Annotated in this window: 23 protein-coding genes and 1 pseudogene; 13 read left to right on the top strand and 11 right to left on the bottom strand. The window is 54.1% G+C overall.

What is annotated here, in order from left to right:
* Positions 1-29: 29 nt before the first annotated feature.
* From infC to TPRIMZ1_RS0113645, 7 genes are read left to right on the top strand one after another with little or no spacing between them, the layout of a single operon-like run.
* Entirely contained in the window at positions 30-545 is a 516-nt protein-coding gene (gene infC / locus TPRIMZ1_RS0113675; protein WP_010261035.1) for a translation initiation factor IF-3, read from the top strand.
* Positions 546-556: 11 nt separating this feature from the next.
* Positions 557-757: a 50S ribosomal protein L35 gene (rpmI, locus tag TPRIMZ1_RS0113670; protein ID WP_010261033.1), complete on the top strand. Its 201-nt coding sequence runs from the start codon at positions 557-559 to the stop codon at positions 755-757.
* A gap of 27 nt (positions 758-784) precedes the next feature.
* Positions 785-1,153, top strand: coding sequence for a 50S ribosomal protein L20 (gene rplT / locus TPRIMZ1_RS0113665; RefSeq protein ID WP_010261031.1), 369 nt, complete (start codon positions 785-787; stop codon positions 1,151-1,153).
* Positions 1,154-1,163: 10 nt separating this feature from the next.
* Positions 1,164-1,604 carry a cell division protein ZapB gene (locus TPRIMZ1_RS0113660; protein ID WP_010261028.1) on the top strand — a complete coding sequence of 147 codons (441 nt, stop codon included), beginning with the start codon at positions 1,164-1,166 and terminating at the stop codon, positions 1,602-1,604.
* Between the two features lie 10 nt (positions 1,605-1,614).
* Entirely contained in the window at positions 1,615-1,917 is a 303-nt protein-coding gene (gene zapA, locus TPRIMZ1_RS0113655) for a cell division protein ZapA (protein ID WP_010261026.1), read from the top strand.
* Positions 1,918-1,931: 14 nt separating this feature from the next.
* Positions 1,932-3,176, top strand: a complete 1,245-nt coding sequence (manA, locus tag TPRIMZ1_RS0113650; protein WP_010261024.1) for a mannose-6-phosphate isomerase, class I — start codon at positions 1,932-1,934, stop codon at positions 3,174-3,176.
* Positions 3,173-3,646, top strand: coding sequence for a YaiI/YqxD family protein (locus TPRIMZ1_RS0113645; RefSeq protein WP_010261021.1), 474 nt, complete (start codon positions 3,173-3,175; stop codon positions 3,644-3,646). The genes manA and TPRIMZ1_RS0113645 overlap by 4 nt, the downstream gene beginning before the upstream one ends.
* Here the strand turns inward: TPRIMZ1_RS0113645 and TPRIMZ1_RS0113640 are convergent.
* The 6 genes from TPRIMZ1_RS0113640 to TPRIMZ1_RS0113615 form a co-directional block, all read right to left on the bottom strand.
* Positions 3,628-4,881, bottom strand: coding sequence for a GAF and HD-GYP domain-containing protein (locus TPRIMZ1_RS0113640; protein ID WP_010261018.1), 1,254 nt, complete (start codon positions 4,879-4,881; stop codon positions 3,628-3,630). The genes TPRIMZ1_RS0113645 and TPRIMZ1_RS0113640 overlap by 19 nt on opposite strands.
* Before the next feature lie 22 nt (positions 4,882-4,903).
* On the bottom strand, positions 4,904-5,182 hold the full coding sequence (locus TPRIMZ1_RS0113635) for a peptidylprolyl isomerase (RefSeq protein ID WP_026043718.1): 279 nt from the start codon (positions 5,180-5,182) through the stop codon (positions 4,904-4,906).
* Positions 5,183-5,384: 202 nt separating this feature from the next.
* Positions 5,385-5,651 carry a hypothetical protein gene (locus TPRIMZ1_RS19095; RefSeq protein WP_010261014.1) on the bottom strand — a complete coding sequence of 89 codons (267 nt, stop codon included), beginning with the start codon at positions 5,649-5,651 and terminating at the stop codon, positions 5,385-5,387.
* Between the two features lies 1 nt (position 5,652).
* Positions 5,653-6,735, bottom strand: a complete 1,083-nt coding sequence (locus tag TPRIMZ1_RS0113625; RefSeq protein ID WP_010261011.1) for a hypothetical protein — start codon at positions 6,733-6,735, stop codon at positions 5,653-5,655.
* Between the two features lie 55 nt (positions 6,736-6,790).
* Positions 6,791-7,057 (bottom strand): hypothetical protein, encoded by a 267-nt coding sequence (locus tag TPRIMZ1_RS0113620; RefSeq protein ID WP_157784251.1) that lies wholly within the window; start codon positions 7,055-7,057, stop codon positions 6,791-6,793.
* Positions 7,054-8,337 (bottom strand): DUF4105 domain-containing protein, encoded by a 1,284-nt coding sequence (locus TPRIMZ1_RS0113615; protein WP_010261005.1) that lies wholly within the window; start codon positions 8,335-8,337, stop codon positions 7,054-7,056. Before TPRIMZ1_RS0113615 ends, TPRIMZ1_RS0113620 begins: the two co-directional genes overlap by 4 nt.
* A gap of 71 nt (positions 8,338-8,408) precedes the next feature.
* On the opposite strand from TPRIMZ1_RS0113615, the gene TPRIMZ1_RS0113610 reads away from it, so the two are divergent.
* Both TPRIMZ1_RS0113610 and TPRIMZ1_RS0113605 read left to right on the top strand, forming a co-directional pair.
* Entirely contained in the window at positions 8,409-9,128 is a 720-nt protein-coding gene (locus tag TPRIMZ1_RS0113610) for an ABC transporter ATP-binding protein (protein WP_010261001.1), read from the top strand.
* A complete protein-coding gene (locus TPRIMZ1_RS0113605; protein WP_010260997.1) occupies positions 9,128-12,328 on the top strand; it encodes an ABC transporter permease in 3,201 nt (1,066 codons plus the stop codon). Before TPRIMZ1_RS0113610 ends, TPRIMZ1_RS0113605 begins: the two co-directional genes overlap by 1 nt.
* Before the next feature lie 23 nt (positions 12,329-12,351).
* Here TPRIMZ1_RS0113605 and TPRIMZ1_RS19090 read toward each other — a convergent pair whose 3' ends face one another.
* The 5 genes from TPRIMZ1_RS19090 to TPRIMZ1_RS0113580 form a co-directional block, all read right to left on the bottom strand.
* Positions 12,352-13,608: a glycosyltransferase gene (locus TPRIMZ1_RS19090; RefSeq protein ID WP_051004319.1), complete on the bottom strand. Its 1,257-nt coding sequence runs from the start codon at positions 13,606-13,608 to the stop codon at positions 12,352-12,354.
* The gene (locus TPRIMZ1_RS0113595; protein ID WP_010260993.1) at positions 13,605-14,804 is read right to left on the bottom strand and encodes a radical SAM protein; all 1,200 of its coding nucleotides are present in this window, start codon (positions 14,802-14,804) and stop codon (positions 13,605-13,607) included. Before TPRIMZ1_RS0113595 ends, TPRIMZ1_RS19090 begins: the two co-directional genes overlap by 4 nt.
* A 154-nt stretch (positions 14,805-14,958) precedes the next feature.
* On the bottom strand, positions 14,959-16,359 hold the full coding sequence (locus tag TPRIMZ1_RS0113590) for a sodium ion-translocating decarboxylase subunit beta (RefSeq protein ID WP_010260991.1): 1,401 nt from the start codon (positions 16,357-16,359) through the stop codon (positions 14,959-14,961).
* Positions 16,360-16,383: 24 nt separating this feature from the next.
* Positions 16,384-18,438, bottom strand: coding sequence for a sodium-extruding oxaloacetate decarboxylase subunit alpha (gene oadA, locus TPRIMZ1_RS0113585; protein ID WP_010260989.1), 2,055 nt, complete (start codon positions 18,436-18,438; stop codon positions 16,384-16,386).
* A gap of 81 nt (positions 18,439-18,519) precedes the next feature.
* Positions 18,520-18,774, bottom strand: coding sequence for an OadG family protein (locus tag TPRIMZ1_RS0113580; protein WP_026043716.1), 255 nt, complete (start codon positions 18,772-18,774; stop codon positions 18,520-18,522).
* 158 nt (positions 18,775-18,932) lie between these two features.
* Here TPRIMZ1_RS0113580 and TPRIMZ1_RS0113575 point away from each other — a divergent pair, with 158 nt between their 5' ends.
* The 4 genes and pseudogenes from TPRIMZ1_RS0113575 to TPRIMZ1_RS21015 all read left to right on the top strand — a co-directional run.
* Positions 18,933-20,729, top strand: coding sequence for a phospho-sugar mutase (locus tag TPRIMZ1_RS0113575; RefSeq protein ID WP_010260986.1), 1,797 nt, complete (start codon positions 18,933-18,935; stop codon positions 20,727-20,729).
* 72 nt (positions 20,730-20,801) lie between these two features.
* Positions 20,802-21,755, top strand: a complete 954-nt coding sequence (locus tag TPRIMZ1_RS0113570; RefSeq protein ID WP_010260984.1) for a TRAP transporter TatT component family protein — start codon at positions 20,802-20,804, stop codon at positions 21,753-21,755.
* A 14-nt stretch (positions 21,756-21,769) separates the two neighbouring features.
* Complete coding sequence (gene dctP, locus TPRIMZ1_RS0113565) at positions 21,770-22,789, top strand: TRAP transporter substrate-binding protein DctP (RefSeq protein ID WP_010260981.1); 1,020 nt, start codon at positions 21,770-21,772, stop codon at positions 22,787-22,789.
* A gap of 5 nt (positions 22,790-22,794) precedes the next feature.
* A pseudogene (locus tag TPRIMZ1_RS21015) lies at positions 22,795-23,688 on the top strand (TRAP transporter small permease subunit); the annotation flags it as partial.
* Between the last annotated feature and the right edge of the window lie 27 nt (positions 23,689-23,715).

The raw sequence follows: 23,715 nt of genomic DNA, 5'->3' as shown, positions 1-23,715 counted from the left end.
GTCCGAAAAGGGATCGGTGAGGAGGTCAGTTGGCGGATAAGGATTTGAGGATCAATGAACAGATTCGGGTGCGGGAAGTGCGCTTCATCCGTGATGATGGGGAGCAGCAGGTTATTACCACCGCCGAGGCGCTCGAAATAGCCAAAGAGCAGGGTCTTGACCTTGTGGAAGTCGCCCCCCAGGCAGTTCCGCCGGTGGTTAAAATCTTGAACTACGGTAAGTTCAAGTTCGAAAATGAAAAGAAAGTCCGGGACTCGAAAAAGAAGCAAAAACTATTAAAATTAAAAGAAATCCGGATGCAGCCCAAGATTGATGAGCACGATTTGGATTTTAAGTCCAAACATGTCCAGGAATTTCTTGCTGAAGGTAATAAGGTCAAGGTAACGGTTCGATTTCGGGGCCGGGAGCTTGCCCACACCGAACTCGGGCTGGACGTCCTTAAGGATGTCCTCAAGCGTATTGAAGGGGAATATGTGATGGATAAACCTCCACTTATGGAAGGTAAGTTTATGTCCATGATACTAAGCCCCAAAATAAAGAAATAGAGGATGGCATCATGCCGAAGATGAAAACCAAGAAGAGCGCCGCCAAGCGGTACTCCTTTACCGGGACCGGTAAGGTCAAGTATAAGAAGCAGAACCTTCGCCATATACTTACCAAAAAGTCCAGCAAACGGAAGCGGAATCTCCGCCATACCGGTATTCTGTCCAGTGACAACGTACCGGTAATCAGAAAGAAGCTCCTGCCCTACGGGTAGGAAATACCCAAAGAACAGGAGTATCCCATGTCAAGAGCAGTAGATGGGTCCCGAAGAAAGGACCATCGTAAAAAGATACTGAAACAGGCGAAGGGCTATTGGGGCCGCCGCCATTCCAACTTTAAAACCGCCAAAGATGCGGTAACCAAGGGCCTTTTCTATGCCTACCGGGATCGCCGGGATCGGAAGGGTGACTTCCGCCGTATCTGGATTATCCGGATCAACGCTGCCTGCCGCGCCGAAGGTTTGTCCTATTCCCGGCTGGTGGACGGACTTGCCAAGGCAGGGGTAACCATTAACCGGAAAGCCTTGGCCTATTTGGCAATAGAAGACGCAGCAGCCTTTAAAGCCGTGGTTGCCCAGGCAAAAACAGCCCTGGGTGTCCAGGCTTCCTGAGGGTTGTTCCATGGTAACCCTTGAGCAGGTACGACAGCTTGAAACGAAGATCACCAAGGCGATTGAATACGTCAATCAGGTGACCGGTGAAAACAAGCTGTTGCGGGAAAAGCTTGAAAGTTCCCTAAAACGGGTGGAAGAGCTTGAGGGTTCGGTTCAGCGCTTTAAGGAAGATCAGGGCCGGATCGAGGAGGGGATTGTTGCCGCCCTTGACCGGCTTAACCAGTTTGAAGACGCCATAGGCAAGAGCCTCTCCTCGGTTCAGGCTATGGTTGCGCCTGTACCGGTACGGCCAGCAGCTGTCTCGGTGCAGCCCGTCGTACCAGTTCCTGCTGCAGCCCCGGTAAGCCCCGTTCCAGCTGCAGGAGCGGACGAATTTTTTAACGATACTCCCGAGGATCCGTCCTTGGATACCGGTGAAACCGGGTCCGGTGAGTTAGATATTTTTTAAAGGAGCGCCGGTGTCGAAAAGCGATCTTCGCATCGATATTTTGGGAACTTCTTTCTCCATCACCGCCGATGAGGATCCTGTCTACCTTGGAACCCTGCTGAACCGTTACCGGCAGGTTATTGAAAATACCAAAAAAATAACCGGTATGGAGGATCCTCTTAAACTATCTATTATTGCGGGTTTTTTGCTCTGCGACGATTTGCAGAAACTGTCGGATCGCAACCCCCGGGTTCGGGATTCCCTTGAGGCGGAGCAACTCACCCAGGAATTGATAAGCCGCCTTGACCGGGCCCTGACCATTATTCCCAGTTGAGCTAGGATACATCTATGGCTTCCGTTTTTAAGCTGAAAAATCCAATTAAACAGTACGATTGGGGTTCCCCGGAATGGATACCCCAACAGCTAGGCCTCCCCAATGATACGGGAGAACCCTGGGCGGAACTATGGATGGGGGTCCACCCTGAAGGTCCTTCGGAACTGGCCCTTCCTACCGGTTCCGTTTCGCCCGCCCCCCGGCTGCTTCCGGAGCTTATCGGGCTGGACCCGGCACGTTACCTGGGGGAAGGCATTGCAGGGGAATTCGGGGCGCTGCCCTTCCTGTACAAGCTCCTTGCTGCGGCCCGGCCCCTTTCTATCCAGGCCCATCCGAACCTGGCCCAGGCAAAGGCCGGGTGGGAACGGGAAAATTCCCTGGGTATTCCGCCAAAAGCGCCCAACCGGAACTACAAGGACCCAAACCACAAGCCGGAGATTATCTGCGCCCTCACCCCCTTTACCGCCATGGCTGGGTTCCGGGAGCCTGGGGAAATTATCAAGCGCCTAAAGACCTTGCACGTAGCGCGGGAAACTTCGTTGCAAGTAGCGCCCCTCATTTCCGCCCTGGAAGCTCCGGCGCGTGAAGCCGCCCTGCGGGGTTTCCTTGCCGCCCTATTTTCCCTGCCCGCAGAAACCCGGCAGGCCCTGGGTGAATATGCCCGCAGATACGGGCAGGATCCTGTGGGTGAATATGCCGAAGAATGGAAGTACGCAGCCTGGTTTGCAGAGCTCTACCCCGGAGACCCGGCGCTTATTGCCCCCCTCTATCTTAACCTTATTAATCTGAAGCCCGGAGAGGCGATGAACATTCCCGCAGGAATACTCCACGCCTATGTACAGGGCTTCGGGATAGAACTCATGGCTAATTCTGATAATGTCCTCCGGGGCGGTTTAACCCCTAAGCATGTTGATCTGAAGGAATTAACAGGGATACTGCGCTTTGCCCCCTTTAATCCGGAAATCATTCATTCACCGGGCGTTGGAAATTCGCCCGGCCTATACCGCTACCCCTCGCCCTGCCGGGAATTTTCCCTTTACCGTATGTCCGGCTGCGGAGGGGAGGCCCCTTTCCCCCTAAGCGGTCCCGTAATCCTGATTGTGCTTGAAGGGGAGCTTATCATTCCCACAGAAAAACTGCGGCTGAAACAAGGGGAGAGCGCCTTTATCGCCTTTGGTTCGCAGCTCGTTTTTTCCGGGAACTATACCATCTACATCGCCGGTACCGGTACGGAGCTTTTGGGGAGCCTCCCTGTTTGAAAATCCTGGTTGACGCCGATTCCTGCCCCCGGCCTGCCCGGGAGCTGATACGTAAAACGGCAATCCGGCGCCGGATCAAATCGATCTTCGCGGCCAATCATCCAATCCCGGGCATTGGCGGGCCTGATGGAGAATTTACCCTTATGGAACTCTGTCCGGCGGGGGAGGGCGCCGCAGATGACCGGATCGTCGAATTAGCTGAGCCGGGGGATCTGGCGATTACCCGGGATATACCCCTGGCATTGCGTTTGGTAGAGGCGTCCATCCTGGTGATCGATGATCGGGGACAGGTCTATACCCGGGAAAATATCCGGGAACGGCTTTCCCTGCGGGACTTTATGGTAGAATTGGCCCAGAGCGGTCTTGGGATGGAGCGCATAGCGACCTATGGGAAAAAAGAACTCAAAACCTTCGCCGATGGCCTGGACCGTGTACTGGTTAAACTTACCCGCTACGCTTGTTCGGGGTAGAGGTTTTGTATCTGTTTTATGTTGGGCAGGACCTCAAAAAATACATCCGTCAATTCCGGGTCAAATTTAACGCCCCTGACGTTTCGTATTTCTGATAAAACCTGATCCTCCGTCCATGGGTCCTTATATACCCGGCGGGAACAGAGGGCGTCATAGACATCCGCCAGAGCTACAATGCGTCCCGGCAGGGGAATTTCCTCTTCCCGTCTCCCCAGGGGCTTTCCCTGATCGTCCGCTTTGATGGGTTTCTGGGTTACCGGATCAATCCAGCCGGGATAGCCCGTACCATCCCAGTTCTCATGATGGGTCAGGGCGATATCCCGGGCAATGGTATCCATCTCCGATTGGAGATCGTCAAAGAGCCCGGCGCCATACACGGTGTGGTGCTGCATTACCAGATATTCCTCCGGGGTAAAGCGGCCCGGTTTTTTTAGTATCATATCCGAGATGGCTACCTTTCCCACATCGTGGAGCATGGCGGCGATTTTTAAGGTGTCACGGTATTTTTCCCGTTCCTCGTTGGGTACATTATGGCGCTTGGCATAGCCATCGTAGATCTCCACCGCATAGCCCGCTACCCGGTTTACGTGGGTTCCGGTTTCCTTGGGGTCCCGGAGTTCGGACATACGGATCATCCTGAGTATCATAGCCCGGGTTACATAGGCCCGTTGGAGGGCGACCGTTACATTGGCGGCAAAGTGGGTGATCAAAAATTCATCATCCTTGGAGAAGGGGACCGTTTTGCCATCCTTGTCTTTGGAATTGATAATCTGAATTACCCCCATAAGGCGGCCTTCGGCGGTTACCAGGGGAATAGCCAGGGTTGAGGTGGTTTTATAATTGGAAATTTTATCGTAGGTGGTACTGAAGGAATAGGGCGCATCGGAAGGCAGGTTGTACACATCCGGAACGTTGATCAGTTTCTTGGTCGATGCGCAGTAACCGGAAATCGTTAATTTATTGATGGGCAGAGAAAAAACAGAATAGATGAGCTTTTGTCCCGGGGGGAGCAAATTCTGCTGGGTATCATTCTGGGCATATTTGATGACCAGTTTTTCCACCCGTTCCCCGTCGACTTCCTCGGTTTCCCGTACATAGATTGAACCCGCATCGGCATGGACAACCTGCCGAGCTTCCTGGAGTATCCGTTCAAGCAGGAGATCCAAATCCTGAATCTGATTCAATTCCGAATCGACACGAAGTATGGATTTAAAATCGGTGTCTTTGTTGTCCATCGGATCCCTCCTTAAATCAAGCTCATTCTTTTCTACCGGTACACTTGATTATATGGTATCCAAATTGGGTTTGCACAACATCCCCCACCGATCCCGGCGAAAGACGCTTTACCGCCGATTCAAAGGCCGCTACCATTTTCCCCGGACCGAACCATCCCAAGTCCCCTCCGGAAGATTTGGAGGGGCAGGTTGAAAATTCCCTGGCAAGGGATTCAAATTGGCCCCCCTGTTTGATTCTTTTAAGAATATCATCGGCCAAAGGCCGGTCCTTAACTAAGATATGACTCGCCCGCCATTCCATATTCATCTCCTTATTAATAATACCGGTAAATAACATTATCCGCAAGAGATAAAAAGAGCCCCGAAGAAGAACCTTCTCCGGGGCAGAAAAAAAGGAAAGGAGGAATAGGAAAATAGTGCCAACCATTTACCTACCTATAAAGCAATCAATGGGTAAAAAGGTAACAAATTTTTTTGGAAAATAACAACAAAAACGACACGTTTTAACGTTTTGTGGGGAGTTCCCTGGGGAGCGTTGCCGACCATTCGGCGATGATATGTTCATAGGCGGCGATGGTTGCCGCCATGGTGATATCCCCAACTTCCCCGCGGCCAAGCCAGTCCGCCCCGTCCTGCACATAGAGGCCCTGGAGTATGCCATCCACATCCGCAATGGTACAGCTGGGATCCACTGCCCGGCGCCGTTCTAAGCCCAGAACCTCCTGGTCAAAGGTTTTTGTGTACAGCGTATCCTGCCAATTTTCTGCCATTTCACTTGTCTCCATAACTAATGGTACGGTGTATCACGGTTTCGGAATTCGGGACCAGGCGCCCAAACAGGCGGGCAAAGGAAATCTCCCTCCGTTCTGTCCAGTTACCCCGTTCATCCAGGGTATATTCATACCGGATATCCGATTGTTGAGGCGCCGATGAATCGCCGGTTAACACCCCAGTCATCCGGACCAGGAAGCCCTTTTCGTCCCATTGCAGGGTATAGTTCCCCTCGGGCCGTTCCCAGTACCGGACTTGGGCCGCTGCGGTATAGAGGGCCGCGTATTCCCCGTCTAGGGCGCTTATGCCGCTTATACGCCCGGCGCTGTTATACTCGTACACCAGGATTGCCTGTCCCTGATCGGAGCGGCTATCTATAGAAAAGAGTCGTTTCTTGCCCTCTACCGCCCGGTATTCCAGGGAAAAAAAAGCCTGGGCCAGACCTTCGGGATCGTACCAGGTTTCGTTCACCCGCCGTTCAAGGTATTCCGGAGCAACAAAGTACCAGGTTTCGCCAAGCTTGATCCGAACCAGGGAGGGCTCCTCCTGCCTATATTCAAGAAACTCAAATTCGAAAGTGTTCTCCCCAGGATCCTGAGATGCAGGATTGTCCAGGGTGATTTTTCTGATAAGAACCGGATCCGCCGTATCGTAATGTACCCCTACCTGGTAGAAATTTCCGTTGAGGAAGAAGGGGAATTCCAGGAGCCGGCCATCGGCATTCCGGATGATACGGTATTCCACCGACGTTTCTCCATCCGCATCATCCCCGGCAGGAATCGTCCCCGCGGCAGCGGGGGTATCGCCGGAAGCTTCGGAAGGGGTAGGGTCCAAAAAACCGGCGGGCAGGGTAAGGGTGAGGGAAAGGACCTGCCCGGAGTTAAGGCTAAAGCCATCAGGAGGCATGGCCGCAGGCCAGTCGGGCCGCCAGGGGATATCACCGGCCAGGGCAGCTTCCAAGAGGAGGCTTAGGGGGAAAGGGCCGGATTGGTCCGCGGAATCCGGCGGGGCGGCCTCCTGTCCCGGTAGGAAGGAAAGGGCTGCGAAAAAAAGACAGGTAACAAGGGGATACCGGAACTTCATGGGGATAGTATATAAAAGAATAGGCAGGAGTCAAACGATAGGGCAGAAGCATTCATTAGATTGAATCAAATACCCGGTCCAACCCTTCGCCGTTTATGCCCTGGGCTTCCACCCCCTCTTCCTGCAGGTATTGCTCAAACCGGGAACCCAGCTCGCGGACGGGAACGTCCCTGAGACGTTTTTCGGCGCGGTCAAAGCCTTCCACGGGGCTGGCGAAAAAATCGCCCCGGATGGAGATGGATTGGATGACCCCGTCTTCCAGATCCGCGCTGATGCGGATGAGCTTGCAGCCTTCGGGCTTGCCTGTGGCTTCGATTCTCAAGGATGCCGCCGCCATAGATACTGCCGTTTAAACCGGAGGATACAATCCGGGGCAAAGCTTAATACCATTGCAAGGGGCAGTACCAGGGCAAGACTTACCTGGGTCTGCTGCCAGAACCGGGGCAGGATCCGGAGGACCATGGAAAAGACGGCGGCGATTACAACATAGGACCAGAGGGCTTTTAAGAGGAAGCCCCAGAATCTGCCGCGGAAGATGTCCCGGGGAAAGGCGTAGAGTACGCCCAAAGGAACCGCTGCAAGCAGCAGGGGATTAATAAAGATGAGGTTCATGTTGTGGTAAGTATAATCATGGTTAGTAAAGAAGGACATGAAAAAAGCGATGGTTCCGGCAATGCCGAAGACGATCCCCAGGAGGCTCTGACTTAATCCAAGCGCAACCCGGACCCCGGCTTTCTCCCGGTACGCCATAAGAAGGCCCAGGAAGGCGGCTATACAAAGGCTGAAGAGCAGTTCCCGGGGCCATTGTTTTCGGGGTGTATCCAGGGGCAGGGGCCGGTTTTCTGATGCATTGATCACATCCACGGCTTTTACCAGGTTCCGTTCCCGGCCCCGGGTATCGATATAACGGAAATCGGTGATACGGGCGCCGATCTCCGAGGGGAGGAACATCTCCTGCCAGACCGTGGTGGGGACATCAATATCCTGGCCCATGGCATAATTGAGGAACCAGTCCATAAAGGGGTTGAACCAGGTGTGCCGCTGTACCTGCTCCCGCAGGGTAAAGCGGCCCGGGGCGTTCAGGAAGGCTTCGGAGAACTGACCCTCGGTTGCCAAGTCGATGATGTCCCGAATCCGGGTGGCGCAGTTATCCCGAAAATGGTGGTACCAGTAGTTCCTATTTTCCGGCTGGACATTTTCTTCTGCAAACTGGCGGACCTTTTCCTTGGTTTCCCAGGGGAGGTCCAGGGTATAGAAGGTAACATCCCGGTTGGACAGGATGTATCCGGCGATGTTATTTTCCGCCCGGGAGACCCCGCAGCTATAGAGGAGCCTTCCGAAGGCGAAATTGACAAAAAAATTATCGTTTTCAAAGGAAAAGAGCCCATAATCGTAGAGTTTTTTTCCCCGGGCAGACCTGTCCTCTATAATGAGGGCGATATGTCCCCACCAGAAGTAGAGCTCGTCCCCGGGACCCATGACACTGACCCTGATGGTGAGATCGTCGTTGTCAGGTTCCGGCCATTGGTATTCGGCGGATAGGGGAAGGACCCTTACCAACAGGAGAAAAAGCAGGAAGCTGAGGATATGTGGGCCCTTCATTAGATTCTATAATGTACTATACCGGTGGTTGTGGCAATACAGAAAAATCGGGGTTTTACCGATAGTATACAATGGGTTTTATTGAATTTTGTGGGGTCTGTAAGTACTACAATGCTGGTGAAAACCGAATAAGTGCGGCGGACCATATAAGCTTTGAAATTGAAAAAAATGAATTTACCGTGATCCTGGGGCCCAGCGGCGCAGGGAAAACTACCCTCCTCAACATGCTCGGGGGCATGGATTCCTGCGACGAGGGGGTCATTTCCCTGGACGGGCGGGAGATCAGCTCCCTTAACGAGCGGCAGCTTACGGAATACCGCCGGCATGATGTGGGCTTTGTGTTTCAATTTTACAACCTGATCCAGAACCTTACCGCCCTGGAAAACGTGGAACTTGCCTCGGAAATTTGCGATGAAAGCCGGGACCCCCGGGAAACCCTGAGGGCGGTGGGCCTGGCGGAACGGATGGACAATTTTCCCGGTCAGCTTTCCGGGGGGGAACAGCAGCGGGTTGCCATCGCCAGGGCTCTGGCCAAGAACCCCAAGATACTGCTCTGTGATGAACCTACGGGCGCCCTGGATTACGAAACGGGGAAGAACATACTCAGGCTTTTGCAGGAAAGCTGTGCGGGAAACTCCGTTACAAATAGCGCGGGAAAGACGGTGATCGTTATCACCCATAACCACGCCATCGCGGGCATGGCCGACCGGGTGATTCAGCTGAAAAACGGGGGGATCGTACATATTGAAAGGAACCCTAAGCCCTTGCCGGTTGAAAAGATTGAGTGGTAATGCATCCCAACGTACCCTTTGGCAAAACCTATATAAAAACCATACTCCGGGAGATCCGGGGCAGCCTTAGCCGCTTTGTGGCAATCTTTGCCATCGCCGCCCTGGGGGTAGGGTTTCTCGCCGGGCTTCTGGCAACTACACCGGACATGAAACACTCCATGGACCGGTATTTCAGAAAAACTACTATGATGGATATCTTCATTAAAGCTACCATGGGTATCACCGATGAAGATATTGCGGCCCTGGAAGCCCTGGACGACACTGCCCTGGTTCTCCCAGCCTATGTGATGGATTCCCTGGTCAGAACCGGTTTGGACGAGGTCCTTGCCGCCCGGATTTACGGATTGCCCCTGGACGCCGCCGGGGATGAGGGGTTTGTAAACCAAGTGGAGATCCTTGAGGGCCGCTTCCCCGAAAAGGACGATGAATGCCTGGTCCAGCAGGGCGGCGGTTATTTCGGGAACTTTAAGATTGGGGATACATTTTTTCTTACCCCTTCCGTGTTGGCGGATGAACAGGAAATCTACCGGGTAAACAGATATACGGTTACCGGTATTGTAAAAAGCCCCCTGTTTATATCCTTCGAAAGGGAACCCACCGGTATCGGCAATGGCCGTTTGGGGACAGCCCTCTACGTCCGGGGCAGCAGTTTTGCTCTTCCGGTTTACACCGACGCCTACATCACCCTGGCCGGTGGATGGCGTTTTACCGCCTTTAGCGATCCCTACCAGGAATTTGTGGATGAGGCGCTTGTGAAAATAGAAGCCCTGGGGGAGGAGCGTTCCCGGATTCGCCGGGAGGATATACTCATGGAAGCCTGGGATCAGGGGCGCATTGAGATCGATCGGGGAACCGAGGAATACGAGCAGGCCAGGATCAGCGCCCGGCAGGAGCTGGCAGCCGGCCGGCTCGAACTGGAAGCGGGGACAGCGGAACTTGAGCAGGGGGAGGCGGAACTCAGGGACGGCGAAGACCGTATCGCGAAGGGCCGGGTAACCCTGGCTGAAGAGCAGGAGCGGGTAAAGAAGGAACTGGCGGACAACGAGGCGCTGCTGAAAAAAGGTGAAGGTGAAATTGCCGCCGGACGGCGTATCCTGGCGGAAAGCAAAGCTGCGCTCGACGCTGTCCGGGATGAGGTGGAGAAAACCCGTGCATCCCGGAGCAGGATGGCCACCGCCCGGGGACGGGAGGGGGTAGCCCAGTATGATGCGGGGGTAAAGGCCTGGGAGGAGGGGGAGAGGACGATTGCGGAGAAGGAGCGGGAATTGCGCCGGGGCTGGGTATTGCTGGAACAAGGCCGGGTCCGGGCCAGCGGGGAATTCGAGCGGGCGGCAGCGGAGCTTGATGCGGCGGAGGCGGAGATAGAGGCAGGATGGCTGGAACTGCTGGAAGGGCGGCAGAAACTTGGGGATGGAGAGGCGAAGTATGAGGCAGCCCGGGCCAGGGCGGACAGGATGCTCCAGCAGGGGGAAGACGATTTGCTGGATGCCCAGCGGAAGATTGGGGGTATCGCCATCGACAATCCCCAGTGGTATGTGCTGGATCGCAATGCCAATGTGGGCTGCGCAAACTACCGGGCCAATGTGGAAAAGATCGCCGATCTAGCCAGGGTGTTTCCGATATTTTTTCTGCTGGTGGCAGCCCTGGTGGTATTAACCACCATGACCAGGATGGTGGAGGAAGAGCGGATACAAATAGGGGTTCTCAAAGCCCTGGGCTATCAAAAAAGGGTAATCGCCGCTAAATATCTGATATACTGCGGTATCACCGGCATACTGGGTTCCGCCGCAGGGATGGTTTCCGGTTTTTGGGGACTCCCCATGATCATCTACAATGCCTTTGGGACCAGGTACCGGCTTCCCCCCATAGCGTTAGAATTTAATTGGCCCTTCGGCCTTATAGCCTGCGGCGCCGTATTACTCTGTACCATGGGCGCCACGGTCTATGCCTCTTATAGTTCCCTCTGGGAAAAACCCGCAGCGTTGATGCGCCCAAGACCTCCCCGGGCGGGGAAGCGGATATTCCTGGAATACATACCCTTCATCTGGAAGCCCATGAAATTCACCTACAAGGTTACTGCCCGCAACCTCCTGCGGTATAAAAAACATTTTTTCATGACCGTTACCGGAATTGCAGGCTGTACCGCCCTCATGCTTGCCGGTTTTGGCCTGCGGGATTCCCTGGTCTATATAGCCCGCACCCAGTTTGCAAGTATCCTGAAATACGATCTGCGCCTGGAATTAGAAAAGGAAGGATCCGAGGCCGGAGAGGAGCTTATCCATACTTACCTGCCCAACACCGTTCCGGACGGCGGGTATACGGAACTCCATATTACTAATGCCTATGTCATCCATGGGGATGACAGGATCAGCGTCTCCCTGTATATCCCCGGCCAGGCGGAAACTCTTGGGGACTTTATCAGGCTGCAAGGCAGGAATACTAATGAACAAATTAATTTTACTGCGCATTCGGCGGTGATCACCGAAAAGATGGCCGACATTATGGGCCTTGCGGCTGGGGACCCCTTTATTCTGGAAAATGCCGACGGGCGAAGGGGGGAGTTTGTTCTTACGGGGATCACCGAAAACTATGTGGGGAACTATCTCTACCTGGGAACGGAGGCGTACCGGGATGTTTTCGGCGGAAGCCTTAGTTACGATACCCTTCTTGTAAAAACCGGCCTTTTGGAACCATCCGCCCAGGATGCAGCCATAAGCCGTATTCTGGAAAGCGATCGTGTCATGGGCGCAGAATTTACCGCTAATATGCAGACGTCCTATAACAACCTTCTGTCGAGCATCAGCCTTGTGGTGCTGATCCTCGTTGCCGCCGCCGGGAGCCTTGCCATGATAGTCCTCTACAACCTCACCTACATTAACATCAACGAGCGCAGCCGGGAACTGGCCACCCTCAGGGTCCTGGGTTTCCACCAGGGCGAAGCGGCGGCCTATATTTTCCGGGAGATCACCATCCTCAGTATTGTTGGCGCCGCTCTGGGGCTGCTCCTTGGCATACCCCTGCACCGGTTCATCATCTCTGTGGCGGAAACCACGGACCTCATGTTTGGCCGGAAAATCGCCCCCCTAAGTTTTATCTTCTCCGGAATAATAACCCTGGGCTTTTCCGTACTGGTAGATCTTCTGATGCTGGGGAAGATCAGAAAGATAAAAATGGCGGAATCCATGAAGGCCGTGGATTAAGGTATATAGAATCCTTTAGGCAGCTACTGGGGTAAATTAACCGTTTTAAGTCCTACGTGGTTTTCCAGGGCAAGTTTTTCGATAAACTCGCACATATTCAGGATGCCCTGTTCGCCCCGGATCTTTTCTCCCAGGACGGCGGCGTTTTGCCGGTAAACAGGGCTTTTCACCAGATCCAGAATCTTTTCTTCCAGGGCTTTTTTACCAATTCTAATCTTAATGCTCCGGGGACCAAGTCCCAGGCTGGCTGCCCGGGAACCCCAGTAAAACTGATCGATAAGCAGAGGGACCACCATCTGGGGCTTCCCGGAACGGGCTGCGCTGTGGGTGGTTCCGCTTCCGCCGTGGTGGATGATGGCGTCACATTCGGGCAGAATAAAATAATGGGGAATGGCGCTGTCCAGGAGGAACAGGTTATCCTGGTTGTGCAGATGGGTCCCCACTTTCCACCAGCCGCAGCCTACTACCAGCTTGTAATTATAATCGCAGCAGATTTCAAAAAGCCGCTCACAGAAAGTATCCCGGTCTTCGGCGTTGCAGCTTCCCAGGGTAAAGAAGATCGTCGGCCTGCTGTCCTTCTTAATAAAATCGATGCAATTCTTGAGGGCGATCTCGTTGTAGGGGAAGGTGTCGTTAAAACAGTAACCGCCTATGCTCCAGGAATAGTTCCACCCCGCATCAGTTTCCCCAAGGTGCGGGCTGTACATAAGGTAATTGCGGGCGTTTGCAGGGGCGTACTCCCCCTGATCTTTAATGGGCGCCATGTTCAGTTTGGCCCGGTTTTTGTTTAGGTTTTTTTTGACCATCAAGTTGAGCCCCGCATTCAGCAGGGTCCACTGGAAACCGACTAAAAAGTAGGGGGGCTTAAGGAAGGGAAGAACCGCCGGAGGTACCCGCTTCCCGGGAATCAGGGGGGCGTAGCAGGTTCTGATATGCGGCTTGCCGCAGTATTCCGCCACATGGGAAGCGGCAAATTCAGTATTGCTGCATACCAGAAGATCATGTTCTTCCAGCAGGGGAACCATCTCATCGAACTGGCTGTCAATCACCCGGGCGGTCCAGTCCAACAGATCCTTTGTGCTGGGGTTCCCTTCCACCATGCCTGCGATATCATCGTAGGATTGGAGAAAATAAGAGGCGTCCAGGGCTTTTGCCTGTTCCTCAAACAAGCGGGGCAGACTGATGGTAATACGGTGTCCGCGCCGCATCAATTCCGCTGCCAAAGCCAGATAGGGGTAGATGTCTCCCTGTGATCCCCGTGTTACTAATAGTATTTTCACGCAACACCGGCTGTTTTTACACCTTGAATAATGCCGATATCCGCCAGCTTATCCGTATCCAGATGGTACTTCGCTTCCAGATCCCGGAGCGATTTTTCATCAACATGGACGGGGATATTCAGTTTCTTGGTTTCGCTGTTACTCTTGAAGAGCTTGCCGATCATCTTAAGGGGGTTGAAGGTGATGGAGCTCATGATCCAGCAGCCGTGGGTACACCAGCAGTTTGCCTTGTATCCATGGCCGATGGCTTCAATCTCTTTTTTCATAGCATCGCTGTTCATAATATCCCGGATGTTATAGTTATAATCCTTGACGTTGCCGATGGGAGACCGCAGTTCGCAGGACCTGAACCGTCCGTCGTAGTCCAGTACCAGGGTGGTTTCTCCGGCGGTACAGTCCATCCCCCATGGGGTAGGCCCGTCCAGGTTTTGTGCGCGAATGTCGTACATGGCCCGCATAAGTCCCACGTAGAAAAACTTTGTAAGGCTCCGGGCAATGCCGCTCATCCCTTCGCCGATGCGCTTTGCGTAGAGCAGGTAATAGGGGGCCACATCGTCCTGAATTGCCCGGAGCGATTTTTCGTTCAGCACCTTGACGCCGTTTTCCCGGGTAACTCCCCGGGCGGCCTCAATGGTGTGGGTGGTTACATTGAGTCTGCCGTAAATCCAGGCCACAAAGTCGCGCACTTCTTCTACGTTATATTTGGTAATAACCGTGGCGATATTTTTAATAACCTTGCCGTCATCCTTAAAATTATCATTTATCAGTTTGAGGGTTTCCACGGCCCGATAAAAACTGGGCACCCCCCGCTGGGTATCGTGGGTGGCGCCGAAACCGTCCAGGGATATGCTGATGGCGATATTGAGATCCGGACAGTTTTTCCGCAGCCGTTTGAGCCATTCGATAATCAATTCACCCTTTATGCCGTTTGAGGGGAAGTTAACGTCCTTGATATGGTTGTTTTTATGGAACATTTCGATAATTTCCGGCAGTTCCTCCCGCAGGGTTGGCTCCCCGCCGGAAAGCCACAGGCGGTTAAAATCTCCCGCATTTTCGGACAGCTTTTTAATTTCGTCAAAGCTCAAATCCGGCGCCTTCTGTTCCATATCGCCGGCATAGAAGCACATGGCGCACTTTGCATTACATTTTCCCGTGGTAAAGAGAAAAACCGATTCTAGTTTACGTTTTGAGCTCATCGAATTAAATGAGCTTCCGGTGCGTTTGGTTTTCATTGTAATTATATATTAGACGAAAATCGAATTTTTGTCAAGTTTACAAAAAAGGGAGCCCGATTCACATCGGGCTCCCCAAAATTATTTCTTAAATCTGCGTACTAAAACTGCGCCCCGATCAGCCGCCATACACGGCGATCATAACGCCCGCCGCAATGGCTGTGCCGATTACACCGGCTACGTTGGGGCCCATGGCGTGCATCAGGATGAAGTTACCCGGATCTTCTTCCAGGCCAACCTTGTTGGAAACACGGGCGGCCATGGGTACCGCGGATACGCCGGCGGAACCGATGAGGGGGTTGATTTTATCTTTGAGGAACACGTTCATCAGCTTGGCTACCAGGATGCCGGTGGCGGTTGCGATGGAAAAGGCCACGAGTCCCATGACTACGATGATCAGGGAGGACGGGTTCAGGAACTTTTCCGGGGTCATCTGGCTGCCCACGCCCAGGGAGAGGAACATGGACACGATGTTCATGAGCTCATTCTGGGCGGTCTTGGAAAGCCGATCCACCACGCCGATTTCCTTCACAAAGTTACCGAACATGAGACAGCCGATAAGGGGGGCTGCCGAGGGGATGAGGAGCAAAGCCAGGGTAAATACCACCAGGGGGAAGAAGATCTTCTCGGTTTTGGAAACCGGCCGAAGCTGCTTCATTCTGATAAGCCGTTCGCTCTTGGTGGTAAGGGCCCGCATGATGGGCGGCTGAATGAGGGGTACCAGGGCCATGTAGGAGTAGGCCGCCACCGCCACCGTTGCCAGGAGGTGGGGGGCCAGCTTTGCCGCGATGTATATCGTGGTGGGGCCGTCCGCGCCGCCTATGATGGCTACCGAGCAGGCTTCCTTGAGGTTAAAGGCTACCCCGGGGAGGTAATTGGCTACACTGATACCAAAGAGGGTAGCGAATACCCCAAACTGCGCCGCCGCCCCCATGATGGCGGTTTTTGGGTTGGCGATAAGGGGACCGAAGTCGGTCATGGCCCCTATGCCGATGAAGATGATCAGGGGGAACAACTCATTGCCGACCCCCGCATGGTAGATGATGTTGAGGAAGCCCTCGCCCTCGCCCATACCGGCAAAGGGTATGTTTACAAACACAATCCCGAAACCAATGGGTATGAGCAGTATGGGCTCAAAATTCTTAACCGCCCCCAGGTAAATAACCAGGAAGCCCACGGCTATCATGAGCAGTTCCTGCCAGCCGAATACGGTAATGGGGGTCCCTGCCGGGGTTGCTTTGGTGGTTGCGTTGTGGATAAATGCGTAAATACTGGTGGTTTCCACGATATTCTTGGCAAAACTGCCCAGGGTAACCGGGGGAATATCCGAGCTGTTGGGGATGATCCCATTCAGATTCCGGAAGGAGGGCAGCTCCGAAGTCGGATCGGCTATCTGGGCGCTTTGGGCCTGTACCCGGGGCGCAAAGACTGACCCAATAAAATTGATGGCAAAAGCGCCGATGACCAGAACAAGACAAACCTTGAAAACCAGCATCGGATTCTTTTTAAGTTCTAACATGATACCTACCTTATTATACTTCAGCTAATTGATCTCAGCCAAAGGCTGCTGGGATGCGACCTGGGCGCCGGTGGGAGCCAGGAAGTGAACGCTGCCGGCGGTGGTTGCCTTAATCTCAAGTTCCATTTTCATGGACTCAATGATTACGACATTATCCCCGGCTGCAACATGGTCCCCTTCGTTTACCGCATAACGTAAAACGGTTCCCGCCACCGGGGACGGAATCACCGTGCCGCCGCCGCCGGATGGAGCCGCTGCTGCGGGAGCCGCGGCCGGAGCAGCTTCGGGAGCCGCAGCGACCGGAGCGGTACCTACGGCGCCGCCGCCAATCTCCGCTACCGGCTGCTGGGACGCCACCTGGGTCCCCGTGGGTACCAGGAAGTGAACAGGGCCGGCGGAGGTAGCCTTGATTTCCAGTTCCATCTTCATGGATTCAATAATTATCACCGTGTCGCCGGGTTTTACCTGATCCCCTTCGCCCACCGCATAGCGCAAAACGGTTCCTGCCACCGGGGCGGGGATGGTTACTCCGCCGCCGGAAACCGGGGCCGCAGCCGCCGCTGGGGCAGCCGCTCCGCCGGGAGCCGGGGCTATCGCCACGGTACCTGCGGGGGCAACCACCACGTTGTAGTTGGCGCCGTTCACGTTGACCGTATACTTGGCCGCCTGACCGGGAGCCGCCGGAGCAGCGCCCGCTGCGGGAGCGGCTTCGGGCTTGAATACCACCGGACCCTGGGAGCGCTTCTTGAAGAAATCCGGCGCTACCTTGGGGAACATGGCATAGGTTAATACATCCTCAACGGAAACCGTGGAGGTCCCCAGGACCTTCTTGGCTTCCTCTTCCAATTTGTTATACTCCGGGGGAATATCATCCGCCGGGCGGTGGGTAATTTCTTTTTCCAGCTTGAGGGCGTCCATGGATTTCTTTACCACGTCCTTGTTTTTGGGCGCCGGGCAGGCGCCGTATTTGCCTACCATGAGGTCCTGGAATTCCCCGGAGAGCCGATTGTAAGGACCAAAGAGGACATTGAACACCGCCTGGGTTCCCACGATTTGGCTGGTGGGCGTTACCAGGGGAGGGTAGCCGGCGTCTTTCTGGACCACGGCAATTTCCTTGAGTACCGCGTCCATCTTGTCCGCAGCGCCCTGTTCCTTCAACTGACTTTCGAGGTTGGAGAGCATACCCCCGGGAACCTGGGAAACCAGGATACGGGTGTCCGCGCCCTGGAAGCTGGATTCGAATTTCTTGTAGTTCTTCCGGACTTCCCGGAAGTAGGCGGCAATTTCCAGCAGGAGCTTGATATCGAGGCCCGTATCGTATTCGGTACCCCGGAAGATTTCCACCATGGTTTCCGTGGGGCTGTGGCTGGTACCCATGGCCAGGGAGGAGATAACCGTATCCAGGATCTCGGCGCCCGCTTCGGCAGCCTTGGTCAGGGTGGCCACGGACAAACCGGTGGTGGCGTGGGAGTGGATCTCGATGGGGAGATCCGTCACCTTCTTAATGGCCTTTACCAGGTCATAGGCGCCGTAGGGCGTTAAGAGGCCGGACATATCCTTGATACAGATAGAGTCCGCCCCGATATCGGCATACTGTTTAGCCAATTCGGCGTACTTTTCTATAGTGTGGAAGGGGGTAACGGCGTAAGAAATGGCCGCCTGAATGTGCTTGCCGGTTTTTTTGGCCGCGTTGGTGGCGGCCTGGAAGTTCCGGGGATCATTTACCGCATCGAAGATACGGAAAATATCCACCCCGTCCTTTGCGGCGACTTCCACAAATTTCGCTACCACGTCATCGGCGTAGTGCCGGTAACCCAGGAGGTTCTGCCCCCGAAGGAGCATCATAATCTTGGTATTGGGAAGGCTGGCCTTGAGTTTCTTGAGCCGGTCCCAGGGATCTTCGTTTAAAAAGCGGATACAGGAGTCAAAGGTGGCCCCGCCCCAGGCTTCCAGGGCAAAATAGCCGACCTTGTCCAGTTTTTCCGTAATGGGCAGCATATCGGCGGTAACCATGCGGGTTGCAAAGAGGGATTGATGGGCGTCCCGCAGCACCAGATCCGTTAATTGTACTTTAGCCATGTTCTCTCCTACATAATACAAATGGTTAAGAAAGCCGGGTTTGGCTTTCAGAAAGCCAGACTTGGCTTTTAGAAAACCGTTTTAGCGGCCTTCAGTTTTGCGATATTCGGTAATTGCCGCGCTTATAACAGCCGTTACCGCCGTAGCCTTTGCCGCGCCGCCGCCGGCCGCTGCCGGTTTAGCAGGCTGAGTCACATCCTTATCCGCCCCAATGGCGTGGATAAACTTACCTACCAGGGTTACGCTGATAATCAGGATGACCAGGAATGAAAATACGATTCCCATACCAAGCAGGGTAAGGACACTGCTTTGCTCTAGCATATCAACTATAGTCATAAAACCTCCGAATATTTTTCAAGATAAATGATACTACCAAGTTTGTCCATTAAGATTCAAGGGTAAATAAGGATTATGGAGGAAAAAGAGAAAAAAAGCCCTGTTTTTACGTCTTGCGTATAAAGGGGGGGCTTACTATACTAAAGCCGGAGGACATTATGGACCAATCCGCAATTATAAACCAGGCAAAGGACTATATAGCTAAAGAACAGGATGCGTTTTTCAAGGCCGAGGTGGAGGATCTTCTGGCAAAGCAGGATTGGAAGGAACTGGAAGACCGGTTCTACCGGAACCTGGAATTCGGTACCGGAGGCCTGCGGGGGGTTATTGGGGGCGGGTATAACCGCATGAATACCCTGGTAGTCAAAAGCGCCACCCAGGGGCTGGCCACCTATGTCCTCAAGGCTTTCCCGGAAAAGGCCAAAGCCGGAAAACTTGCCGCGGTGATAGCCTACGACAGCCGTCATTATTCCCCGGAATTTGCCGAAGCCGCGGCTCTGATTTTTGCGGGTAACGGCATCAAGACCTACCTCTTTTCCGCCCTCAGACCTACCCCGGAATTGTCCTATGCGATCCGGCGTCTTGGGGCGGATACGGGGATCGTGGTTACCGCCAGTCATAACCCTCCTCAGTATAATGGATATAAGGCCTACTGGAACGACGGGGCCCAGGTTATCGCACCCCACGACGAGGGGATCATCCGGGAGGTCAATTCGGTAACGGAAATTAAAGAGCTTACCCGGGTAGAGGCCTTTTCCCAGGGTCTTCTGGAAATTATTGATACGGTCATAGACGAGCCCTACCAGGCCATGGTCCGGAGCCGCCTTTTCCGGCCCGCTCTTATCAAGGCCAAGGCTCATGAGGTAAAGATCGTTTACACCCCCCTCCACGGAACCGGGGCGCTCCATGTGGAAGCGGTTTTAGGAAGCTTGGGACTCAAGGTGATCACCGTGCCGGAACAGCGTGAAGGGAACGGAGACTTCCCCACGGTAGCCTTCCCCAACCCCGAGGAAGCGGCGGCCCTGGAACTGGCCTTAAAGCTGGGCAAGGAAGTGGGCGCCGATGTGGTCATGGCCACCGACCCCGATGCGGATCGCCTGGGCATTGCTGTTCCTTCGGGCAAGCGGGGAAAACCCGGTGATTTTACCCTGGTTACGGGGAACCAACTGGGGACCCTCCTGGCGGATTATATCTTCCTTTCATTGCAAGAATCTGGTAAACTACCCCGCAAGGGTGCGGGGCCGACAAAGTTGGCCATGGTCAATTCCATTGTTACCACGGGGATGCAGAAGCGGGTAGCCGAATCCTACGGGGTTAAATTCTACGAATGCCTTACGGGCTTTAAGTGGATCGCCGACGTGATGGCCAGGACCGAAGCGGACCAGAGCGCCGAGGTGGTGTTCGGTACCGAGGAAAGTTACGGCTACCTGGTGGAAAACGAGGTCCGGGACAAGGACGGGGTTTCCGCCGCCGCCTTGACCGCGGAGATGACCCTCTACTGGCGGAGTCAGGGGAAAAGCCTCCTGGACCGCTTGGACGAACTGTACGGGATAAACGGCTACTGGCAGGAAACGGGGATCTCTAAGTACTTCCAAGGACCTCAGGGACCGGCTATCATGCAGGGCATCATGGCGGAATACCGGAAAAACCCGCCGAAAACCCTGGGCGGCATTGAGGTGGAGAAGGTTCGGGATATCCAGGAATCGCTGTGGAAGTACCCATCCCAGCCCGGCAAGACCGAAAAGGTGGATTTCCCCAAGAGCGACGTGCTCCAGTTCTACCTTAAGGACGGAACCGTGGTAAGCGCTCGGCCCAGCGGTACGGAGCCGAAGATCAAGTTCTACGCCTCAAGCTGTACCGAAATAGGCGCAGGCGGCCTGGAAGCTGCCAAAGCTGAAGCTGGGCGAAAGCTTGATGCCATCAAAAAGGACATACGCCAAGTTATTGGGGATTAGCCAATTAATACCCGATGGGGTTGATAGGGTTTCCTTGAGTTTGTACAATATCGCTTGATTGGAGGAAAGGCCTTGAAATACCGTTCTGCCTTTGCGGGTGTATTCCTTTGTTGTGCCCTAACACTATTGTCCTCCTGTTCTATCAACAAAATGGCAACCAAGGCGGTCGCCAATGCCCTTACCGGAGAAGGGAGCGGCGCGGTGTTCACCGGTGACACGGATCCCGAACTAATCGCCGGCGCCCTGCCCTTTGCCATAAAAATGTACGAGGCCCTCCTCTCCACGCAGCCAAATCACCAGGGGCTTATCCTTACCACGGGTTCTCTTTTTGTGATGTACGCCAACGCCTTTATCCAGGGGCCGGCGGAGATGCTTCCCTCCGAGGAATACCTTGAGCGGGCAGAGCAGATGGAGCGGGCCCGGAAACTCTACCTCCGTGGTGCGGAAATCCTGGCATCGGGTCTGGAGAAAAAATATCGCGGCTGGAACGATGCCTATGGAAAGGGTGTCCAGCCTTCGTACTTGGCTAAGGTAAAAAAGGCGGATGTTCCCCTTATCTACTGGCATGCCGCAGGTATCCTCTCCGCCTATGCTATGAACCCCTTCGACCTGGACCTGGGGATGCGGCTTCCGGAACTTACCGCCGCCATCGCGCGGGCCTATGAACTGGATCCCGATTTTAACTCCGGGGCCCTGGACGATTTCTACGTACTATTCTATTCTTCGGTACCCGAGGGCATGGGGGGGGACCCCTCTAAGGTTGAAACCCATTATCAGCGGGCGCTGGAAAAATCGCAGGGGGGTCTTGCGGGCCCCTATGTTTCCTACGCCCAGGCGGTATGCGTACCCGCCCAGGATATTGAAACCTTTAAAAGCAGTCTTGAATCCGCCCTGGCGGTGGACATAGAGAAGGATCCCGCCAGCCGCTTGGTCAACATCATGGCCCAGCGCAAGGCCCGGTATCTTCTGAATACGGCGCCGGAGCTCTTCGCTGAACTGGACGCCGATACCTGGGGTGAATGGTAAAAAAGGAGTAGGTTTTGAAAAAGGTAGGTCTGATTTTTCTCGCAGTAATGCTGTTCGCCGGTCCTGGGACGGCTTTTGCCCAAAGACGGCCGGCACGGCAGATCACCATTAAACTTGCCTCCATGGTTCCCGCCAATACCCCCTGGGGCGCCGCGTTGAACCGCATGGCCAGCGAATGGTCCGCCGCCACCAACGGAGAGGTGCGGATGCAGATATATCCCAACGGTACCCAGGGTTCTGAGGCGGATGTACTGCAAAAGCTCAACATGAATGTTATCCAGGCGGCGGTGTTCACATCCTTCGGACTGAACAAGATCGTCCCGGAAATATTGACCGTAAGCTGCCCCCTCCTTTTCCGGAACGATGATGAACTTACCGCGGTTTTTGATGTTATAAAACCGGATCTGGAAGCGAAGATTAACAGCAAGGATTACTACAGTATGGCCCTGGTCAGGGGGGGCTGGATAAAGATATTTTCCAAAGAGCCGGTGTTTGTTCCCGCAGATTTAAAGCGTATGAAGGTGGGCAGCGATCCCCAGGAACCGGCCATGACCCAGGCTTTTAAATCCATGGGTTATCAGGTTGTACCTATTGAAGCCAACCGGACCCTCATAGCCCTGAACGGGGGTACCATCGAAGCCATCTATGTAAGCCCCATTGCCTCGGCGGGGATGCAGTATTTTGGGGTTGCAAAAAATATGTCCACCGTGAATATCGCTCCCTTCCTGGGGGGAATTGTGATGAACAAGCATACCTGGGAAATGATCCCCGAGCAGCACCGGGCGGAGATACTCAAGATAACCCGGCGGATTGGGATGGAAATCGAGACCTCCCTGGCTCAACTTGAAAGTGATGCTATTACCACCATGACCCGGCACGGGTTGGTGATTAACGATCTTAATTCCCGGCAGCAGCAGGAATGGTACGATGATCTGGAAAAGGCCATCCCGGCGCTGCTGGAAGGCGCTACCTTTGACCGGACTACCTACGATAAAATCAACGGTCTTGTAAAGACCCACCGGGGCGGACGGTAAAATCAATGGGACGGGGAGTAAAGCGGATACTATACGGTATCGAAGACGGGCTTTGTTACTTTTCCCTGTTCTGCCTGACCCTATTGCCGGCGGCGGAGGTAGTCCTTAGAACTTTCTTTAAAACCAGAATTCCCGATTCTTCGGGAATTCTGGTCCACCTGCTCCTGGTGGCGGGACTTGTTTCAGGGATGATTACCACCAGAAACGCTGAGCATCTGTCCATAGCCCTGGTTCAGGTTTTTTTCAGTGATAAGGCTAAGAGACCCCTGCTGATAATTACCAACTGCCTTTCCGCCTTTGTGGTTACCATAATTGCCTGGAGTTCGGTCTCCTTTATCAAAATCGGGCTTTTAGGCCGGATGATCGGGTTTATCCCCGATAAGGTCTTTGCCCTGGTTATCCCCATCGGTTACGGGGTAATTGCCATCCGCTTTGCCCGCAGAGCCCCCCTTACCGGTAAGGCCAGGATCCTGCCTTTTGCAGCGGTTCTGTTGGGAACTTTTTGCGCCCTGCCGGTTATCGCTAAAGCGGTCTGGGGTTTTGATCTTCCGGTTTTTTTGAATACCCTTTCCGACACCCTGTCTCTCCTGGCCTATTATATACGGATTCCTGCAATTTTCATCCTTATCCTGGCCGCTTTGGCGGGAACCCCCCTCTTTGTGGTTATGGGAGGGCTTGCCCTTTTTCTTATTCAGGCTTCCTGGGGGGAAATTGATGTGGTGCCTAATCAGGTATATATGGCCCTTACCCAGGACAGTATTATTCCCATCCCCCTCTTTACCCTGGTTGGTTTCTTCCTCTCCGAAAGCAAAGCCGGGGACCGGCTGGTTCAGACCTTCCGGAGCCTCTTTAGTTGGCTGCCCGGGGGGATGATCATCGCTGCGGTGCTTATCTGCGCTTTTTTCACCTCCTTTACCGGAGCTTCC

The organism is Treponema primitia ZAS-1 (assembly GCF_000297095.1).
Taxonomy (GTDB): domain Bacteria; phylum Spirochaetota; class Spirochaetia; order Treponematales; family Breznakiellaceae; genus Termitinema; species Termitinema primitia_A.
The sequence above is the reverse complement of the archived record's forward strand: the minus strand, read 5'-3'. Positions and strand labels throughout refer to the sequence as shown.

What these genes read in the sequence shown, in the direction of transcription:
- rpmI (WP_010261033.1), top strand. Translation starts at nt 557, where the DNA reads ATGCCGAAGATGAAAACCAAGAAGAGCGCCGCCAAGCGGTACTCCTTT.
- rplT (WP_010261031.1), top strand. Translation starts at nt 785, where the DNA reads ATGTCAAGAGCAGTAGATGGGTCCCGAAGAAAGGACCATCGTAAAAAG.
- TPRIMZ1_RS0113660 (WP_010261028.1), top strand. Translation starts at nt 1,164, where the DNA reads ATGGTAACCCTTGAGCAGGTACGACAGCTTGAAACGAAGATCACCAAG.
- manA (WP_010261024.1), top strand. Translation starts at nt 1,932, where the DNA reads ATGGCTTCCGTTTTTAAGCTGAAAAATCCAATTAAACAGTACGATTGG.
- TPRIMZ1_RS0113640 (WP_010261018.1), bottom strand. Translation starts at nt 4,881, where the DNA reads ATGGACAACAAAGACACCGATTTTAAATCCATACTTCGTGTCGATTCG.
- TPRIMZ1_RS0113635 (WP_026043718.1), bottom strand. Translation starts at nt 5,182, where the DNA reads ATGGAATGGCGGGCGAGTCATATCTTAGTTAAGGACCGGCCTTTGGCC.
- TPRIMZ1_RS19095 (WP_010261014.1), bottom strand. Translation starts at nt 5,651, where the DNA reads ATGGCAGAAAATTGGCAGGATACGCTGTACACAAAAACCTTTGACCAG.
- TPRIMZ1_RS0113625 (WP_010261011.1), bottom strand. Translation starts at nt 6,735, where the DNA reads ATGAAGTTCCGGTATCCCCTTGTTACCTGTCTTTTTTTCGCAGCCCTT.
- TPRIMZ1_RS0113615 (WP_010261005.1), bottom strand. Translation starts at nt 8,337, where the DNA reads ATGAAGGGCCCACATATCCTCAGCTTCCTGCTTTTTCTCCTGTTGGTA.
- TPRIMZ1_RS0113610 (WP_010261001.1), top strand. Translation starts at nt 8,409, where the DNA reads ATGGGTTTTATTGAATTTTGTGGGGTCTGTAAGTACTACAATGCTGGT.
- TPRIMZ1_RS0113605 (WP_010260997.1), top strand. Translation starts at nt 9,128, where the DNA reads ATGCATCCCAACGTACCCTTTGGCAAAACCTATATAAAAACCATACTC.
- TPRIMZ1_RS0113595 (WP_010260993.1), bottom strand. Translation starts at nt 14,804, where the DNA reads ATGAGCTCAAAACGTAAACTAGAATCGGTTTTTCTCTTTACCACGGGA.
- TPRIMZ1_RS0113590 (WP_010260991.1), bottom strand. Translation starts at nt 16,359, where the DNA reads ATGTTAGAACTTAAAAAGAATCCGATGCTGGTTTTCAAGGTTTGTCTT.
- oadA (WP_010260989.1), bottom strand. Translation starts at nt 18,438, where the DNA reads ATGGCTAAAGTACAATTAACGGATCTGGTGCTGCGGGACGCCCATCAA.
- TPRIMZ1_RS0113580 (WP_026043716.1), bottom strand. Translation starts at nt 18,774, where the DNA reads ATGACTATAGTTGATATGCTAGAGCAAAGCAGTGTCCTTACCCTGCTT.
- TPRIMZ1_RS0113575 (WP_010260986.1), top strand. Translation starts at nt 18,933, where the DNA reads ATGGACCAATCCGCAATTATAAACCAGGCAAAGGACTATATAGCTAAA.